16 protein-coding genes are annotated in these 17993 nt (G+C 39.5%); 4 read left to right on the top strand and 12 right to left on the bottom strand.

Going from position 1 to position 17993, the window contains the following annotated elements; translation table 11 throughout:
- From IV512_RS14300 to IV512_RS14275, 6 genes are all read right to left on the bottom strand, one after another.
- Complete coding sequence (locus IV512_RS14300) at nt 1-1134, bottom strand: imelysin family protein (RefSeq protein ID WP_209404524.1); 1134 nt, start codon at nt 1132-1134, stop codon at nt 1-3.
- Between the two features lie 116 nt (nt 1135-1250).
- The gene (locus IV512_RS14295; protein WP_245224829.1) at nt 1251-2555 is read right to left on the bottom strand and encodes a DUF4856 domain-containing protein; all 1305 of its coding nucleotides are present in this window, start codon (nt 2553-2555) and stop codon (nt 1251-1253) included.
- Between the two features lie 283 nt (nt 2556-2838).
- On the bottom strand, nt 2839-3087 hold the full coding sequence (locus IV512_RS14290; RefSeq protein ID WP_209404522.1) for a hypothetical protein: 249 nt from the start codon (nt 3085-3087) through the stop codon (nt 2839-2841).
- A gap of 193 nt (nt 3088-3280) precedes the next feature.
- Nucleotides 3281-4444: a PepSY domain-containing protein gene (locus IV512_RS14285; RefSeq protein WP_209404519.1), complete on the bottom strand. Its 1164-nt coding sequence runs from the start codon at nt 4442-4444 to the stop codon at nt 3281-3283.
- 75 nt (nt 4445-4519) lie between these two features.
- Nucleotides 4520-6952 (bottom strand): TonB-dependent receptor, encoded by a 2433-nt coding sequence (locus IV512_RS14280; protein WP_209404517.1) that lies wholly within the window; start codon nt 6950-6952, stop codon nt 4520-4522.
- Between the two features lie 34 nt (nt 6953-6986).
- Nucleotides 6987-7325, bottom strand: coding sequence for a hypothetical protein (locus IV512_RS14275; RefSeq protein ID WP_209404516.1), 339 nt, complete (start codon nt 7323-7325; stop codon nt 6987-6989).
- A 211-nt stretch (nt 7326-7536) separates the two neighbouring features.
- Here IV512_RS14275 and IV512_RS14270 point away from each other — a divergent pair, with 211 nt between their 5' ends.
- Nucleotides 7537-7893, top strand: a complete 357-nt coding sequence (locus IV512_RS14270) for a hypothetical protein (RefSeq protein WP_209404514.1) — start codon at nt 7537-7539, stop codon at nt 7891-7893.
- 19 nt (nt 7894-7912) lie between these two features.
- Here the strand turns inward: IV512_RS14270 and IV512_RS14265 are convergent, their stop codons facing one another.
- Complete coding sequence (locus IV512_RS14265) at nt 7913-8779, bottom strand: hydroxymethylglutaryl-CoA lyase (protein WP_209404512.1); 867 nt, start codon at nt 8777-8779, stop codon at nt 7913-7915.
- Between the two features lie 27 nt (nt 8780-8806).
- Nucleotides 8807-9433, bottom strand: a complete 627-nt coding sequence (locus tag IV512_RS14260; RefSeq protein WP_209404510.1) for a LysE family translocator — start codon at nt 9431-9433, stop codon at nt 8807-8809.
- A 74-nt stretch (nt 9434-9507) separates the two neighbouring features.
- On the opposite strand from IV512_RS14260, the gene IV512_RS14255 reads away from it, so the two are divergent.
- Nucleotides 9508-9921, top strand: coding sequence for a Dabb family protein (locus IV512_RS14255; protein ID WP_209404508.1), 414 nt, complete (start codon nt 9508-9510; stop codon nt 9919-9921).
- Between the two features lie 32 nt (nt 9922-9953).
- Here IV512_RS14255 and IV512_RS14250 read toward each other — a convergent pair whose 3' ends face one another.
- From IV512_RS14250 to IV512_RS14240, 3 genes are all read right to left on the bottom strand, one after another.
- The gene (locus tag IV512_RS14250; RefSeq protein WP_209404506.1) at nt 9954-10991 is read right to left on the bottom strand and encodes a quinone-dependent dihydroorotate dehydrogenase; all 1038 of its coding nucleotides are present in this window, start codon (nt 10989-10991) and stop codon (nt 9954-9956) included.
- A gap of 97 nt (nt 10992-11088) precedes the next feature.
- Nucleotides 11089-11526, bottom strand: a complete 438-nt coding sequence (locus IV512_RS14245; RefSeq protein ID WP_209404504.1) for a hypothetical protein — start codon at nt 11524-11526, stop codon at nt 11089-11091.
- Between the two features lie 137 nt (nt 11527-11663).
- A complete protein-coding gene (locus tag IV512_RS14240; RefSeq protein WP_209404502.1) occupies nt 11664-14534 on the bottom strand; it encodes a TonB-dependent receptor domain-containing protein in 2871 nt (956 codons plus the stop codon).
- 142 nt (nt 14535-14676) lie between these two features.
- Here IV512_RS14240 and pepT point away from each other — a divergent pair, with 142 nt between their 5' ends.
- Nucleotides 14677-15915, top strand: coding sequence for a peptidase T (gene pepT, locus IV512_RS14235; RefSeq protein ID WP_209404500.1), 1239 nt, complete (start codon nt 14677-14679; stop codon nt 15913-15915).
- Between the two features lie 27 nt (nt 15916-15942).
- Nucleotides 15943-16542, top strand: a complete 600-nt coding sequence (locus tag IV512_RS14230) for a YdeI family protein (RefSeq protein ID WP_209404498.1) — start codon at nt 15943-15945, stop codon at nt 16540-16542.
- Between the two features lie 46 nt (nt 16543-16588).
- Here IV512_RS14230 and IV512_RS14225 read toward each other — a convergent pair whose 3' ends face one another.
- On the bottom strand, nt 16589-17938 hold the full coding sequence (locus tag IV512_RS14225) for a Gfo/Idh/MocA family protein (protein ID WP_209404496.1): 1350 nt from the start codon (nt 17936-17938) through the stop codon (nt 16589-16591).
- Nucleotides 17939-17993: the final 55 nt, after the last annotated feature.

Genomic DNA, 17993 nt, shown 5'->3' with positions numbered 1-17993 from the left:
TTAGTCACCGTCGGCATCTACGAAATCGATGCTAATATTCATGGCAGATACCATATCTACCTTTAAAAGTGGTACTGCCCTTTGCACTTCGTCATATGCTTTCAACATATTGGTCGGCGGAGCATTATTTTCAATTTCAGAACGGAACGAACCCAAAGCCTCTACCCTTGTACGGGCGGCATTCAATTGACCATTAATCAATTCTGCTAGGTCTTCACCTCCTTTCAGGGTATTCAGGGCTTCTAAATAAGAAGCCAAGCTTTCTCCTGACGAAGCTTTTTGAAAATGGTTACCGTTAAAAAAGTTTTGCACACCAGCGAGACCCTCTAAAAATAATTCGTTGGACACATCAGCTTTGTAATAAGCTTCTACATTTCTTGGTAATACCTCACCGGAGAATACGCCCAAGGGAATTCCCATTTTACCGGCCCGCAGGTATTTTTCATAATAAAGAATAAAATCATTTACAAAACGATCGACGGAAGCCGTAGAAGATGCCCCATCATTGTTGACGAAAGTATCTCTATAACCCGCTTTCCACTGTGATATAACTTGAGTTATCAAAGTCTCCATATCGTTGAGCACTACGTCTATATATGAAATCAAACCATCTTTCTCGGTAGTACTGAACTTAGAAACAATGGCCGTATCGTTCTCCCCTAGACCATTGATCAAATAATCTAAAGCAGGGAAACCCTTCGCATCACGATTGGAGGAAAGGGTAAGGTCATACGAACCCGATTGAACAAAACCATCGATTTTTTCGGCATCTACGGGATAAATATTGACATTCAACCGCAGACCTACGGTCTCTGCCGGCCCGATTTCAAATAGTGAAACGTGCTGCCACGTTTTATAAGCAGATAGCCAAGAAGCCCTTAAAGCTGTTAGGTTTGCCTCATTGGAATCGGTTTTAAAAGTTTCAAAAGCAGCTTTCAATGCGCTTAACTCAGCGGTAAAACTTTCATAAGAGGGAATAATGATATTATCGGCCCAGTTCTCTAGCATGGCACCTCTCTCAAAACTCACCGGTGCCGGATCTACATTATCAGAACCGTTATCACCCCCGCCGTTATCAGAACTACATGCTACGAAAAGAGCTGCAAACAGTACTAAGAACCAAACCTTTTTCATTCTTTATGTTTATTTATTCCAAATTAATGCAAAAATAAAAAAAGTGGTCAATTCTTCGACTAGACTGACCACTTTCTTTTATTTCATTTTCATACTGTTAGGCATTCAATCCTAATTTATTCAGCGGCTTGCTCCACTGTAAATTCGAACCTATCAGCAATCGCATTTGAAAGGGCGTCTAAAGTAGCCTCTTGTACATTCCATAATCCGTTTTCGCCATCGTCTAATAAATCGGTCAAGAAGCCATCTACCTCCGATTTGGCAAAATAGGGTTCGCTGGTACCAGCCTTTCTGGTAAACTGTAGGCTGTAGATAAAACCATACCCTTCAGACAAGTCATGAAAAGCACCCCCGAAATCCGGAGTTTCTTGGCTTAAAGCATTCTTGCCTTGTTGTAAATAATGAATCGCACGAATACCTATAACCTCTGATATTTTTTCCTTTATGATTTCAGCCTGAGCATCGCGTACCTCATAGTCCATGGCAACGATGGCAGCTCTACCTAATTTAAAGGCTTGAAAAATTTCGTCGGCAATTCCGGCAAAATCAGTATCACCTTCCACTCGACCGATGTACTTGTTCAGAAAATTATCGGCACCTAAATCGGCATTCGGATCAGCTGAATTGGCATTTAGACCATAAACATAACCATAGGCCTCGTCCCACTTATGCTCCATAGTCGTATAGTTCTTGTCTTCTTCCGTAGTACCTGAATCATTATTGGCTACATTGCTACCTTCATCCAATACGGCCGGGCTCAAATAATTATTCAATGCTTGGTCTACAGTTAGCGCGCCAATTAAACCTTTATTGAACAATTGATTGTACTCCAAACCTTGGGCACTTATATATCGAGTAGACTCCCCGTCGGCAATTTGACCAGCGGTACCGGCCTCTGCGGCTACATTCCAATTAGGAAATACTTCCTCAACCTGAGCAGCGATCCAACCATTAAAATCAGCTCTTATCAAGCCTTGATCGACTGCATTGGAAGAAAAATAGTCTGCGGAAGCCGCTGTTTTACTTGAAATACTTTTATCGGAAGCATTCAAATCGGCATTCTCAAAATCACTCTCACCTTCTTGATGGGCAAACATTGCTTGAATTTGTTCAACTGTGGCAGAAACATCACTGAAGGCCCCAAGAATCTCATCTCCCATTAACAGACGAGTCGTTTGACCTGTAAAACTTACAGTGCTTTCACCATTTCTTTCAAATGAATAACTATCAGGGTTTTCAACACCCGTCTCGCAAGGACCACAATTGCTACCACCACAGTCAATACCTGTTTCGTCACCGTTCATGATTCCATCGTCACAGGTCGCCTCCAGAGGCAAATCATCGCCTCCATTATCATCAGAATCGCATGAGGTAAAGATTAATCCGGCCACGGCCATGAAAGAGAAAGCTAATTTCTTCATTTGTAAGGATATATTTATTTAGACTTTTTTAAAATAACCGTGCAAATCTAACTTAGGAATCTAAATTATCCAAGAACTATATAGATTAAATCTAAATAAAAACTGATATTCAAAGCTTAACTGCCACTTTTATAGCCTTAAACGAGAAAAATTTAGGAGAGATATTTCAATTGATTACAGCAAACGATTTTAATTGGGAAGATATGAGCCGAAACATCATGATTAGCAAAAAAAATCGACCACCTTAATGATGGTCGATAGTTAAGTGTAATGTTATTTGTAATTACGCACTAGCACTCAGAGGCGCCCAATGTGCACATGACATTCCTGGAGCTGCCTTTTGCGGATTGGCACAATCACTGGTTTCATATCTCGCACAGCTAACGCAGTTTTCTTTATCTTTAAGTGCGACTTTCATCTCAAAACTATCGCAAGTGTAACTACTGCCTACTTTTACACCATGAACCTTGCATACGTTGCTTTCTACTAAATTCTCGCAGTTACCACAACTATTTCCTAATCTTATAGACATAACTTCTTTCTTTTTAAATTAAACTTACTCAAAGTTAAAGAGCCACATTCTTAGAAACAATATAAATAACTGATAATCAATTATTTATATTTAGATTGATTTAAAATTGAAGCATACTTTTAGATATTTTACTTCATCTAAAATAGACTTATTCACCAATAATTATCGATATAGACTATTATATTTCAAGATGTTACGAAACTGTACTTGATGCCCATTTGGGTGTCTTTTTTTTGCTTTTATACTTGCGACCATACCATAATAAGGTACCGGTAACCGGCAGACTTGCAATAATCAAACTTGTTAAAAAGGCAATTATTTTACCAATTATACCACCAATAGATCCTATATGTATATCATAATTCATCCGAATCAATTTATCGGCGAACTTGGCATCATCATATTTACCATAAATACCATTAGTCTCGATTTCTTCTAAGGTGTACTGGTCAAAAAATCGATAGTCGTTATCATAATATAAACCCTCACTATGTGCCACTTCTACATAAATGCTTGTTGAATCGGTCGCTGGGTAATGAACCTCGTAATTTAGGGCATTCGGTGAGTCTTTCCTTAGAAGAGGTATCAATCGATCAATAGGTAATACATCTTTTTCAATGGTCTCTGCAGTATTTATATTATTAGGAATATAAAATTCAGCACGCTTTTCACCACCTATCGCCTTATAAAAACCATAATAAAACCAATTAAAAGCCATAACAGATCCCGTAAATGCCAATACTAAAGCCAAGCTATAAACATAGAAACCGACTATGGAATGTAAATCGAAGTTCTTTCGTTTCCATCGCGTACCGGGCTTCCACTTAAATCTAAGTCTTTGCTTTAGGTTTGATTTTTTCTTAGGCCACCATAGTATTAGGCCCGAAACGAGAATAAGCATGAAGAGCAATATCGAAATGGAAACCACTTGTTCCCCTATTTCCGGCGGAAGCCAAAGTCTTACATGTCCTTTTAAAATAAAGGCAAAAAAACCGCTTAAATGGTCTTTTATATGCAATACCTCACCAGAATAAGGGTTGAGGAAAACGCTATAATAAAACTCTGGCTCTATCTCATAGAATATAACTTCGACCGCCTCATCGCGTTTTCCATAAAGTGCACCGTGAATATGTTTCTGAGGGAAAACGGCTTTGGCCAAATCGTGGGCTTCCGTAACAGTAATGAAGCTCTCTTCTTGAGGAGTCACATTATCGTAATCAACATACAACGATTCTATTTCCTCTCTAAATACCCAAAAGCACCCAGTAATACTTACGATAAAAACCACTAGACCGGTAGCAATACCTAAAATTCTATGTATTGTCAAAAGCTTCTTTCGTAACTCTCCTTTTACCATTGATTTAATCTTTCAAGCGTAACTATTGTCGATTTGATGAATAAACACGCATAGATAACCATAATTATCGACCCTCTAAAATCGATAGGTGAAATTAGCATAAAGTGCCCTAGGCATCTGCGGATTAATAGTCGACCAACCTTTATAATATTCTTCGTTCAATGCATTGTCCAATTTAAGGGCAATACGATATTTGGCCGCTTCGTAAAAAACCGAGGCATTGGCTATAGTATACCCAGGCAGGGCAAACTTACCAAGTACGGCACTATCGTAAACCGCTCTTTCACTGGCGCTATTGGCCCCGATACCTAAACCGAATCCTTCGAGGTTACCGGTATGAAAGCGGTAATTCGCCCAAGCATTGAATAAATTTTTCGGCCCAGCGTCAGAAGGCCTTCTTCCCTCCTCTGCGTAAGAACTGAACTCTAAACCTTCGATAACCTCACTGTCGTTATAACTGTAGCCAGCTCTTATGTTCAAGCCTTTTATAGGGTTGGCGTTCACTTCAATCTCGAAGCCCTTACTTCGTACTTCGCCGCCCTGAACTTGACTGAACGGTGTTTCACCAGGTATAACCCTATCCTTTACATTAATGTCATAATAACTGACTACAGAGTTCAATCTTCCATTGAAAAAATTGGTTTTAAAGCCCAATTCTATTTGATTCGCCTGTTCAGGGTCAAAAGTCTGTAAAGTCTGAGCTCCGGCAGACGGGTCACCCACCAATTGCGGGGCTACATTCGTAAAACCGTTTTGATAATTCGCGAATACTGACAGCTTGTTCAAAATGGGTTGGTATAGCAACCCGAATTTAGGGGCAAAAGCTGTTTGATCAAAATCATCTTCGGTGGTGCTTAAATCACCCTCGTTATCAAAGAAATCTAATCGAAGCCCGGCCATTGCAGATAGTGAAGGTGTTATGTTCAATACATCTGAAACATAAGCACTATAAATATGTTTTTTTGATTTTATATTGCTTACCGGCTGATTTTGTAACGCAGCATCAACCGCAGAAGCTGATAGTGAATAGGCATCTTCCTCTACCTCTGCCGTAAAGGGATTGTCTCCATTAGATCCGCCGGAAGGTGTAACATTGCCATAAAACGCATAACCGGTATCGTTATTCGTACTTGTAGCATTATAATAATCGATGCCGAAAACTATTCTATTTCTTAACCCGGCCAACTTAAAATCACCAATGAAGTTCTGTTGAATATCAGTTGTTTGGGTGTTTGAATTTTGCTTGTTAATATAGCGCGTAAACGTATTATCGCCTAAGGTCAAAAAATCAAATAAATAGCTATAATATCCACTTGTAGAGGTAGAACTTTTAGAAAGTATGGTTTGTGATTGCCAAGTATCCGATAGTTTATAATCCATCTCGATACGGTAGTTTTGGGTCGGATTCTCCAAAGTCAAATCATTACTTGTAAACGACAACTTGTTGTTATAACCCAACTCCTCTAAATTTGAAGCTTCTGTAGCGGCGCTTCTATTTAGAAAAAGAAAGGTCGGGTTGGTCTGCTCAGCAGAAGTAATCTCTCCGTAAAACGAAAAGGATAGGCGATCGTTCACCTGATAGGATAATGATGGAGCTACAAAAAAAGACTTTTTGAAGCCCGCATCTTGAAAACTCTGTTGCGTAGAATAAGCAGTATTCAATCTGAAATAGATATTGTTCTTCTTATCCAAAGGAGTATTAAAATCTCCACTTATTTGATTAAATCCGTATGTTCCAGAGGTAAATGAAAGCTCACCACCAAAACCGATATATGGTTTTTTGGTGACTACGTTAATCAAACCACCGTAAGAAGTTACCGCGTTACCGAACAAAGTGGCCGAAGGCCCCTTTACTACTTCAATCCGCTCAATATTGGCCGCATTGATGGTTCCGTTAGTAAGACCGGGAATACCGTTTACCAATTGTGGCTGAACCGAAAATCCGCGTAAGGAATAGTAGCCGGCACCATCACCGCCCCTTCCGGTAGACGTCCATAGTTTTTCGACTCCTACGGCATTTTTGAGCGCATCTTCGAAAGTTGTCGCTACTTGAGATTTAAGTAAATCTGTTGTTATAGTACTATAGACCTGGGTGTTTTCTAAATCTCTTAACGGCATTTTAGAAACATATGCGGTATTCTTTCGTGCGAATTTGTTGATCCGTTCTCCCTCGACCACAACTTCTCTTAAAATCTCATTACCCTCATAGAGGGTGATGCCTCCCAAGTCTACATTGTCGTTACTGTTTACTTCGAAATCGACATTTTTGGTTCTAAACCCAAGATAAGAGATTGATAAGGTGTGCGTACCAGAAGTTATCTGTTTAAGTTCAAATTGACCTTTTTCGTCAGTCTGAACTCCCTTTGAAGAATTCTTGATCAAAACATTAACCCCGAATAAGGGTTCTCCTAAGTTGTCGGTGACAGTGCCTCTTATTGACTGTGCCATCATAGAGGTTAAACTTGCGAAAAGCATCATCGCTATCGCGGCGGCAAGCTTGTTATTCATTCTTAAATTAATTTATAATTGCAAATTGGTTGTGTTAATTAATTTTGTATTTCCTAAGGGTATCATCCATACCCAAGACAAATTGAGTGCCTTTTACCAAGTCCTCCATTTCTTCTAGAATAGGTTCAGTAACTTTTAAGCAAATGTCTACCAATGGGTTGGTGCACCAAATCTTATTGCATTTGCCACCATTACAATTGGCGCACATACATGGTTTATCTGAATCTTGAATGATATTCAAAAAATGTGATAGGTCTGTTTCTGACATGAAGATGCCAATAGTATCTACGATTAACTGTAGTCTACATTCATTGTTCGGGGCATCGAAAACTTTGTAAAAAGCCCCATAATTGTTTCCGTATATAAGCTCCATAAGTACATTGATGATTTTAAAAAAAGCCGGGGACCAAACCTAGAAAGACCCCCGGCCAAACTAACTCAAACTGTAAGATAAATTCGGAAGCTACCTAACATTTTATTTAGAATGATTCCGAATAACAATGCGAATATATAAGTTTATTTTTAATCAATCTAAATAAAGTTATTATTTTTGAGATTGAACATCACAAAATATTTTAGGTTTTATGGATGACATCAATCTTATTTATAACAACAATTTTGGCTTGGCTTTCAAGTATAAAGGCGATAGCTCAAAGCATTGCAATAAAGTACAATTGGTTTTCAGGGATACCGGGCTTTTCGTTTCAAAAGAAGAATTACTTAAATTCTCAAACAATATAAGTCAGAGTGTAAAAAATCACTCGTTGTGTGGTGGTTGTAAAAAGAAAGAAATGTGTCGTTCGATACTCGTAGAATCACATGTACCCCAAATTTCTTTTGCCATGAATTCTGAAGAATTGAACAGTGTAAAAGACCTCGTTGAAGGGACCTTGTTTCAACTCGGCCTAGACAACTATTTAGATTCGTTGTTCAACGATTAATAAAAATATGGCAACACTTTTAGTGATAAACTGAAAACAATTCTGTGGCCTTATTGTAGGCAGCTTCAAAGACCATCCAATTAACTCCAGAATCAGCTTTTTTTGTGGTAAAGTAAGACAACATTTTTTCGGTAGGCATGTTACCGGTCAATTCATCTTTTGCCATAGGGCAACCCCCAAAACCTTGTACCGCACCGTCAAATCTTCGACAGCCTGCATTAAACGCAGCATCTATTTTTTCATGCCATCTTGTAGGCGTCGTATGTAAATGGGCCCCAAACTCTATTTCAGAGTATTTAGGAATCAAATTAGAAAACAGATAGTCGATATTTTCAGGTGTCGAAGTACCTACGGTATCAGACAATGAAAGAATCTTAACGCCCATTGCCGCTAATTTCTCAGTCCACTCTCCAACGATATCAACATCCCAAGGATCACCATACGGGTTACCGAAACCCATAGAAATATAGGTTACCACTTCCTTTCCGCTGCTCTCAGCATTTTCTAAAATTTCCTGTAAAATAGCGACCGACTCGCTAATGGTCTTATGCGTATTACGCATTTGAAAGTTTTCTGAAATAGAAAAAGGATATCCCAAATAATCAATCTCAGGATGCTTACAGGCATCTTTTGCGCCACGAACATTAGCTACTATCGATAGCAACTTGCTATCTGACTTTGAAAGGTCGAGTTGTGAAAGCACTTCTGCCGTATCTACCATTTGAGGTATGGCTTTCGGCGATACAAAGCTGCCAAAATCTATAGTGTCAAACCCACAATTCAATAAAGATTGAATGTATTTTACCTTTTCTTTCGTGGGAATAAAAGCCTTGATGCCTTGCATGGCATCTCTTGGGCATTCTATAATCTTTACCTTGTTCTGCATATAGGGATTACCTACTCAAAATTACCATTATTTATCGGATAACAAGAGGTAAGCAGCAATACCTACAAACACTATAATCTGCAACCATTTGAGGTAGATTCCGATTTTCGAACTTCCTTGCAGAAACTTTGAAATTGCTCCCGAAAGAATAGCAATGGCTCCGAAAATTATCGATGAAACTACGACGAACAATCCGCCTAAGATGTAAAACTGGCTTACCGTACCCAAGGTTTGACTGAAAAGAAACCCGGGAAAAAATGCCAAAAAGAAGATGGTAACTTTCGGGTTTAAGACATTCATGATAAAACCTTGACGAAACAACGACCGCAAGCTTTTCTTGGGTACATTTTCACCTGATAATGCTACAGATGCATCACTTTTATAAACTTGAAACGCCAAAAACAAAAGATATATCGCACCTAACAGTTTGATACCGAAAAACAAGGTTTCGCTTTGTTTGATAATTGCGGACACCCCAAATGCCAACAATGTAGTATGTACCAAACAGCCCGACATAAGACCCGCCATGGTGGCCAAACCATATTTCTTTCCGTTGACCAAGCTCTGCATTAGTACATAGATATTATCGGGACCAGGAGAAATGGCCAAAGCCGATGTAGCAAACATAAAGGCATACAGGGTTTCGTAACTCATGTGTCAAACTTACAAAATACAATTTCCTCTGATGTAAATGTTCTTTTTCATATCTTTCACGAAATTTAAAAATGATGAAGTCAATTCAACTTACCTTAGTTTTTGCATTATTCAGCACTACCCTTTTCGCCACAGAAAAGAACACTACCGAAAACCCAACCTCTAAAATAGTTATGGCCCAAGATAGTTTATTACGTCATGTCGTTCTCTTTAAGTTCAAATCAGGCACCTCTGAAGAGGATATTAAAAAAGTCGAAGAAGCCTTTACTGCCTTACCCTCAAAAATATCACAAATTGTCTCTTACGAATGGGGATTGAACAATAGTCCTGAAGGTCATGATAAGGGTTTTACCCATTGCTTTTTCCTAACTTTTGAGAGTGAAGCAGACCGAGCTATTTACTTACCCCACCCTGATCATAAAGCATTCGGAGCTATTCTAGGTCCACATCTAGATGATGTTCTTGTCGTAGATTATTGGACGAAATAATTTCTGAACTTTTTCTGCGGATGGGCAACTTGTTATGCCCTATCTAAAATGGCTTTGTTGATTTGCTTTATCAACGTCGGCCCTTCATAGATAAAACCGGTATAAAGTTGTACTAGATCAGCACCGGCATCCAACTTATCGAGCGCATCTTGCGCACTATGAATACCGCCCACACCGATGATCGGAAAAGCTTTGTTGCTGTTCTGAGCCAGAAATCGTATAACCTCGGTGCTTCTGTCTGTCAAAGGTTTACCGCTCAAGCCTCCTTTTTCTTGAACTAGATTAGGGGTTGACTGTAATCCTTCTCTTGCAATGGTGGTATTGGTAGCGATAACGCCATCTATTTTTGTGTCGGCAACAATCTTGATAATATCAGTTAACTGCTCGTTAGTTAAATCTGGAGCAATTTTGAGTAGAATAGGTTTTTGTTGCTTGCCATTTTTTTGAGAAAGACTATAGTTTTCCTTCTTGAGCTCATTCAGCAAAGCAGTCAATGGCTCTCTGTCTTGAAGTTCCCTGAGTCCGGGAGTATTTGGCGAGCTGACATTGACCACAAAGTAATCTACATAATGATAAAGGGCATTGAAACAGATCAAGTAGTCATTTACAGCCTCTTCATTTGGCGTAACCTTGTTCTTACCGATGTTACCTCCAATGAGAACTTGGTGTTCTTTCTTCAAACGTTTTACCGCATCTTGTACCCCCGAGTTATTAAAACCCATTCTGTTCACGATAGCTGAGTCTGGCTTTAACCTAAATAACCTTTTCTTCGGATTACCTTCTTGTGGTTTGGGCGTAAGTGTACCTATTTCGACGAATCCGAAACCAAAATTGGAAAGCTCGTTAAAAAGTTTGGCATCTTTATCGAAACCTGCAGCCAACCCAACGGGGTTTTTAAACTTGATCCCGAATACCTCCCGCTCCAAACGGGCATCCTCAAAATTATAGATAGCTCTAAAAATGGAAGAAAAACCTATATTGGATAAAAATCGGACTAACGAGAAGGTGAAATGATGTGCCTTTTCAGCATCCATCAGAAACAAAAAAGGACGAATAAGTATTTTATACATGCCGTGTGCGGTAGTTTCGGCAAAAATACGAACTAAACCCTTGTTTTAGGTCGAAGTGCAAAAATTTATAGACCATAAAATACACGGTGCAAGAAATTTATTCTTCCTTCGATTCGGTTTCATATTCCATAGGATTAGCGAATATGGGTTTTCTTATTGCAGCTTTGCACAACTCTAAATAGCGCTCGTATTGTTTGGCGTTAAAAGCCTCTAAAAGCGATTTATCGGCCTCTATTGAGACTTGTATCAGTTGCGCCTGTAAGGCTTTATATTTATCGCCCATGGTTATCAAATCTTCCTCTTTACTCTGAGGATGCTCAGCCAATAATTTTTCGATTTGATCTTCGAGACTTTTGCTGTTAACCGATAGTTCACCGCGAAGGGCCTCCATAGTTGTTATTTGAGATTCGTTGAGTTGAAACGTTTTTATAATAATTTCTGTGTTTTCACCTCCGATACCCAACAAACAATCTTGCGCACGAACTGATAATGAACCCAAAAGAATAATTGCTATAAACCAAATTTTACCCAACATGATAACTAAGATTAAGATATACTCAATGATTAAACATCAATATTAGCCAAAAATTATGTTCTAAGACTTTTTAAGAAGACATTCAATAAAAAAGACCACCCTAAATGGCGGTCTTTTAATATAGTATAGCATAAAAATTACTTAAGAGTCAGGTTCAATCGAGCGAACAAAAACCTGCCTCCTATACCAAACTGCTGTGCCCTTCGTGACCAATCGAAACGGCCATCGCTACGATTGTTACCTCCATCGCCTAAAACTTCCGCTGCGCGATCCGGATAAATATCAAATAAGTTATTGGCACCCACGGTGAAAGTCAACGCATCGGTAAACTTGTAGCCTAAAGATAAATCGGTGACTACCTTGGTGCCAAATACTTGTTGCCGATCTATGTTAGTTGTAGCTTCGGTAACTTCACCAAAATATACATTACGTAAGAATACGATAAGCTTATCGGAAGTAAGGCTGTTGGAAAGATTAATTTTCGTCCGTGGCACAGCTTCTTCTAAATATACCCTACTGTCTTCCGGAAAGTAAGTATCAACCAGACCAGCATTACGTAGTACATCAGAGGCGTTGATATCCCCAATTTGATTCGTTTTAGAGAAAGTTCCCGCTAAATCAGATTTTAACCTCCAATTATCGCCCAAGGTTGTATTATGCGTCAGAACCACATCTAAGCCTCGAGATTCGGTATTAATGGCGTTAGCGAAAAAAGATGCAGCCGTAGCATTGGCCTGTCTCAATAAATTATCTAATTCGGTACCTGTACCAGGACCTGAAAATTGACCGGTGTATACAACTCGATCGTTGATTTCGACATAATACCCATCAACAGTTATCGTTAGGTTGGCATTGGGAATCTTGGCCGTTAACCCTAAGCTGACACTTTTCGATGTTTCTTCTTTCAGCTGGGGAATTCCTAAAAGTTGAGCAGCTCTACTATTGTTAGCAAATGTACCCACCTCTTGAGGGTCACCATTCTGATCAAATATAGTTGAAGTCGAATTGAAATTGATTTGATGCAACGAAGGTGCCCTGAACCCTGTATTGGCGGCACCACGTATATTCAAATTATCAGAAACTTTATAGCGGGTGGCTAACTTAAAATTGATGGTTGAACCAAAATCACTATAGTTTTCGAAACGTGTTGCAAAACTCGCCAAGAAACGATCGGAGAAATCAGCTTCTAAATCTAAATAACCTGCGATACTATTTCTTCCACGGGACAACTCATTGTTAGGACTAAAACCGGGGAACACCTGAGAACCCCCTGGTCTTGCATTTCCGAAAAAATCTTGAGAGGGTTGTTGCGATGCTAAAGTTATTCGTTGACCAGCAGCCGTATATTGAGCATACGAGGCCTCTTCGCCGGCTTCGATTTCGTAGTTTTCAACGCGGTATTCGGCACCGAAGGCCACATTCAATCCCGACATTACTTCTTCGAAGAAACGTGTAATGTCAAGATTCGAAGTATTCTGGGCAAACGAGAACCCACCAGCATCAAAAAATGTAGGTGATGCATTCTGTAATGATGCATTAAAAGTATTTCCAATGGTATAGAGAAATGAGTTCTTACCATAAGTATTGCTCAAATCGACGTCCCACTCATTAATGTTTCCTTTAATTCCGACCGATAATGAACGGTCTTTTATTGTTGAATTAATTTCGGGCAAGAAGCCATTGATATAGGCCGGTGTATAGGTACGACTTTGATTAGGCAGTCTATAAAAGCCTGCTGAGTTACCAGTTCTAGAACTTATGCCTGCAAAGGAATACACTTCGGTTCCATTATCATCTAAAGGCAGTGAAAAATTTGCAAATAGACGTCCCCCACGTAAAGCAGACTGCCCTACTCTCATGTTGTAATCGCTGCGCTGTTGATTTCTAGCAGCCAGTTCTGATGTGGTTGCATTTTGTGATAAAATCGGTTGTAATTCTTCTTTCGTTGTCGCTCCGTTTAAATCGATGCCAGCCTGGTTTGCATATTGAATAACGTCTGCTACATCATCATCTAAAAGTGCAGCGAGATCATAGCCATCATTGTTCGCAATTCGTTCTACAACATTGTACTGATTGAAGACTTCACCTTCCCATTCTTTCATTCTACTGTAATCTTCACGTACATCAAAATCACCTGACAAGGTAAAATAGCCTCCATTTTCTCCAAGGCCTAGTCCATAACTTGCGGCAACATTCGTCGTTTCACCGTCAACCCCACCTGTCTGTTCATTGGCATTTTTAGAGAAATTCGCCCCGGTCGTAACTGTTGCGCTTAGTTCATTAATAGTTTTGTTCAAAACGATATTGATTACCCCGGCTATTGCATCAGAACCGTATTGGGCAGCGGCACCATCACGGAGTACTTCGATACGCTGAATGGCAGAAGCAGGTATTGCGTTCAAATCGGTACCAACACTACCTCGACCAAACGTTCCGTTCACGTTTATCAATGCAGATGTATGCCTTCTTTTCCCGTTAATAAGTACTAAAACCTGATCGGGGCCTAGACCTCTCAAGGAGGCTGGATCGACATGGTCGGTACCGTCAGAAATAGTTTGGGTATTTGAGGTAAAAGATGGGGCAACATAATTTAATATCTGGTTCAAGTTTACTTGCGGCGCAACACTATTGAGTTCTTTCATATCGATAACATCAACTGGAACAGTACTTTCAGTCGCTGTTCTATTTGGGTTACGTGAGCCAACGATGACTACCTCGGCAAGTGCGACACCAGAACTTAGGGCTATTATCATCTCATCTGCCTCGGCGGTGACTTCTTTTGACTCGAAACCTATATACGAAACAACAAGCGTATCTCCTATTTCGGCATTGATCGAAAAATTGCCATCGAAGTCGGTAGTTGTTCCAGTTGTAGTACCTTTGACTATTACAGAGGCCCCTGGCAAAGGTGCTCCATCGTCATCATTTACAGTTCCGGTAATTTGAGCACTCGCAAGGCTAATAAAGCCAAATGCGAGTATAAAGAATGATAAAAAATGTTTTTTCATAAGAGTTGTTCTTTAAAGTTGAGTTAAAAGCAAGTTAAACAAAAAGTTATGATTTATGTCAGAATCATCTTTATTATAGATTAAGAACTTACGGAAATTATAAGGTTTTAGCTATTTTTTTATATTTAATCAAATTTTTTAAATGAAGCATATCATTAACCGCTTTTTGAAATATGTGACAATTGACACTCAAAGCGACCCCAATTCAAAAACAACCCCCAGCACTGAAAAACAGTGGTATCTAGCAGATTTATTGGCTGAGGAGCTAGAAGAAATAGGCATGACAGACGTTACCATAGATGATAACGCCTATATCATGGCCACCCTGCCCAGTAACATCGAGAATAAAGTGCCCACTATTGGTTTTATATCACATTTTGATACCTCCCCTGATTTTTCCGGTACTGATGTAAATCCGCAGATAATTGAGAATTATGATGGTAAGGATATCGTTCTGAATTCTGAAAAAAACATCATTCTTTCACCCGATTACTTTGAAGATTTAAAGCAATACAAAGGTCAAACCCTAATTACTACAGACGGCACCACTCTTTTAGGGGCTGACGACAAGGCGGGTATTACCGAAATCGTAACGGCGATGGAATATCTAATCAATCACCCTGAAATCAAGCATGGAGATATACGGGTAGGCTTTACCCCTGATGAAGAAATTGGTCGCGGCGCCCACCTTTTCGATGTCGAGAAATTCGGCGCTAGCTGGGCCTATACCATGGATGGTAGCCAAATCGGTGAGTTGGAATATGAAAATTTTAACGCTGCCAGTGCTAAAGTTACGATTACGGGCAAAAGTGTTCACCCAGGGTATGCCAAAAATAAAATGGTAAATGCTATAAGTATTGCCAATGAGTTTATAAGTATTCTGCCTCCTGAAGAAACTCCGCAAAACACCAGTGGTCGAGAAGGTTTCTTTCATGTACACCATTTTAAAGGCGAAATTGAACATGCTGAATTCGAAATGATCATTAGAGATCATGATAAGGGTCTCTTTGAGAAAAGAAAACAATTGATACGCGATATCGCCACTCAACTCAATAAATCTTACAACGACTGTATTTCAATTGATATTAAAGATCAGTACTACAATATGCGCGAAAAGGTAGAGCCTGTTTTTCAAATTGTCGAAATCGCCCAAGCGGCTATGCAAGCGGTTGGTATAAAACCTATAATCAAACCTATTCGAGGTGGCACCGATGGTGCGCAGTTAAGTTATAAGGGGCTGCCTTGCCCTAATATTTTTGCTGGCGGACATAATTTTCATGGAAAATATGAATATATACCGGTTCAGAGTATGCAAAAAGCTACGGAAGTGATAATCAAGATTTGTGAAATCGTAAGTACCGCAAGACCCAAAAGAACATAAGCTCAGATGAATTAAAACCATACCGACATGAAGAAATCGGATAAAGTGGCCAAATATTATGAGGAAGACCATCAGTTTAAAGATGCAATCAGCAAACTCAGAGACCTTGCCCTAAAATCAGAACTTGAGGAGACATTTAAATGGAGCTTTCCCACATACACCATTAACAACAAAAATGTTTTGTCTATCTGTAAGTTTAAAAACCATTTCGGAATTTGGTTTTTCAATGGTGTGTTCTTAAAGGATGAAAAAGGCAGACTAGAAAACGTACAAGAAGGAAAAACCAAGGCGATGCGCCATTGGAAATTTTCTTCCATTGAAGAAATAGACAAAAAAATAGTCATGGCTTATATAAACGAAGCCATTGAAAATCAGAAGAAAGGCATTGAACTTAAACCCGTTAAGAAAAGGGAAACGAGCCCGCCTCAAATTCCAGAATTACTCGCGGAAGCATTGAGCAACAATAAAGCCATAGGAGCCGCTTTCAAAAAAATATCTACTTATAAACAGAAAGAATACGCTGAATATATTTCATCGGCAAAGAGAGAAACCACTAAACTTTCTCGTTTAGATAAAATTTCACCTATGATATTGGCCGGTAAAGGTTTGAATGATGCCTATAAGTAAAAAGCCCCACTTAGCTATGTTAGACAGATGAGGCCTTCATTTTATTTTATAACATAGGCAACTTCCAGCCGTTCTGATAATTTGCTTTTAGAAATTGATTAGCTTCTTCTTGCTTGAATTTATTCGCTGATTCATCCCAATAGATGCGATTACCGGTTTTATACGCGACATTTCCCATATGGGAGACCAAAGCTGCATCGTAACCCACTTTAATGGGTGCATTAAGTTTAGAAGCATCGCGACTTTTAACCGCTTCTATAAAGTTGGCAGTGTGCAAATCTAGTCCGTTCGCATTACCCTTATCTTTATGAATTGCATCCATTTTAGGGATACCGTCTTTACCCCAACCTTGAAACTCTTCTTCCGGTATAACTTCCCAACCGTTTCTATCAACTACTAAAGTCCCGTTATTTCCAATAAATGCGATACCATGATTTCTTCCGTAGTTACCTCCATCGATACCGGTCGCATGCTCCCACAAAATGGAAAAACCATCGTATTCAAAAACCGTCTGTAAGGTATCGGGTGTCTCGGAAGCATCGTTGGGGTAGGCAAATTTTCCGCCCAGTGCCATCACCGATTTCGGAGTAGCCGCTTTCATACCATAAAGCGCATAATCTATGAGGTGAACACCCCAATCGGTCATTAGACCGCCTGCATAATCCCAAAACCAGCGAAAATTAAAATGAAATCGATTAGCGTTGAAAGCTCGTTCTGGGGCCGGGCCTAACCACATTTTGTAGTCAACACCTTCTGGAACAGCAGTATCGGGCACAACGGGTACAGGTTTCATCCACCCTTGATACGCCCAAGCTTTGGCCAACCTTATCTCGCCCAGTTGACCAGAATGTACATAATCTATGGCATCTACAAAATGTGGTTGACTTCTTTGCCACTGCCCTATTTGTACCATTCGGTCACTCGCCCCCACATAGTTCAACATGATGTTAGCCTCTTCTACCGAGTTTGCAATCGGCTTTTCACAATAAACATCTTTACCCGCCTGTAAGGCATCAGTAAGTTGCAAACAATGCCAATGGTCAGGTGTACCTATAATGACCACATCTACATCTTTATTTTCAAGCAATTTTCGATAATCACGGTACCACATTGGTTTTTTGATACCCGCTTTCTCCAAATCGGCGGTTCTAGCCTTTAGCACACTTTCATCTACATCACAAAGTGCAATAACATCAATTTCATTGAGTTTCAACATAGAACTTAGGTCACTAAAACCCATTCCCTTACAACCGATAAGACCTACATTGATTCTATCATTGGGTCCGACACGTTTTCTCATACTCGCCAATAATTCCATAGGAAATAAAAATGCGGCACCTGAGCCTGCTAGGGCAAGAGCGCTTTTTTTGATAAAGTTTCGTCGATTACGGTACATTTAATTTAGTTTAAGTTGAACGGTCAAGATAAGAATTTCAAAAGAAAAACCCGGT

Source organism: Pseudozobellia sp. WGM2, from assembly GCF_017810075.1.
Classification (GTDB): Bacteria; Bacteroidota; Bacteroidia; order Flavobacteriales; family Flavobacteriaceae; genus JADNYK01.
This window is presented reverse-complemented; position numbering and strand designations above follow the sequence as displayed.

Bases quoted from the DNA above. Each gene is read 5' to 3' on its own strand.
- IV512_RS14250 (WP_209404506.1), bottom strand. From the start codon at position 10,991: ATGTATAAAATACTTATTCGTCCTTTTTTGTTTCTGATGGATGCTGAA.
- IV512_RS14280 (WP_209404517.1), bottom strand. From the start codon at position 6,952: ATGAATAACAAGCTTGCCGCCGCGATAGCGATGATGCTTTTCGCAAGT.
- pepT (WP_209404500.1), top strand. From the start codon at position 14,677: ATGAAGCATATCATTAACCGCTTTTTGAAATATGTGACAATTGACACT.
- IV512_RS14240 (WP_209404502.1), bottom strand. From the start codon at position 14,534: ATGAAAAAACATTTTTTATCATTCTTTATACTCGCATTTGGCTTTATT.
- IV512_RS14230 (WP_209404498.1), top strand. From the start codon at position 15,943: ATGAAGAAATCGGATAAAGTGGCCAAATATTATGAGGAAGACCATCAG.
- IV512_RS14260 (WP_209404510.1), bottom strand. From the start codon at position 9,433: ATGAGTTACGAAACCCTGTATGCCTTTATGTTTGCTACATCGGCTTTG.
- IV512_RS14270 (WP_209404514.1), top strand. From the start codon at position 7,537: ATGGATGACATCAATCTTATTTATAACAACAATTTTGGCTTGGCTTTC.
- IV512_RS14245 (WP_209404504.1), bottom strand. From the start codon at position 11,526: ATGTTGGGTAAAATTTGGTTTATAGCAATTATTCTTTTGGGTTCATTA.
- IV512_RS14265 (WP_209404512.1), bottom strand. From the start codon at position 8,779: ATGCAGAACAAGGTAAAGATTATAGAATGCCCAAGAGATGCCATGCAA.
- IV512_RS14225 (WP_209404496.1), bottom strand. From the start codon at position 17,938: ATGTACCGTAATCGACGAAACTTTATCAAAAAAAGCGCTCTTGCCCTA.
- IV512_RS14295 (WP_245224829.1), bottom strand. From the start codon at position 2,555: ATGAAGAAATTAGCTTTCTCTTTCATGGCCGTGGCCGGATTAATCTTT.
- IV512_RS14255 (WP_209404508.1), top strand. From the start codon at position 9,508: ATGAAGTCAATTCAACTTACCTTAGTTTTTGCATTATTCAGCACTACC.
- IV512_RS14275 (WP_209404516.1), bottom strand. From the start codon at position 7,325: ATGGAGCTTATATACGGAAACAATTATGGGGCTTTTTACAAAGTTTTC.
- IV512_RS14285 (WP_209404519.1), bottom strand. From the start codon at position 4,444: ATGGTAAAAGGAGAGTTACGAAAGAAGCTTTTGACAATACATAGAATT.
- IV512_RS14300 (WP_209404524.1), bottom strand. From the start codon at position 1,134: ATGAAAAAGGTTTGGTTCTTAGTACTGTTTGCAGCTCTTTTCGTAGCA.
- IV512_RS14290 (WP_209404522.1), bottom strand. From the start codon at position 3,087: ATGTCTATAAGATTAGGAAATAGTTGTGGTAACTGCGAGAATTTAGTA.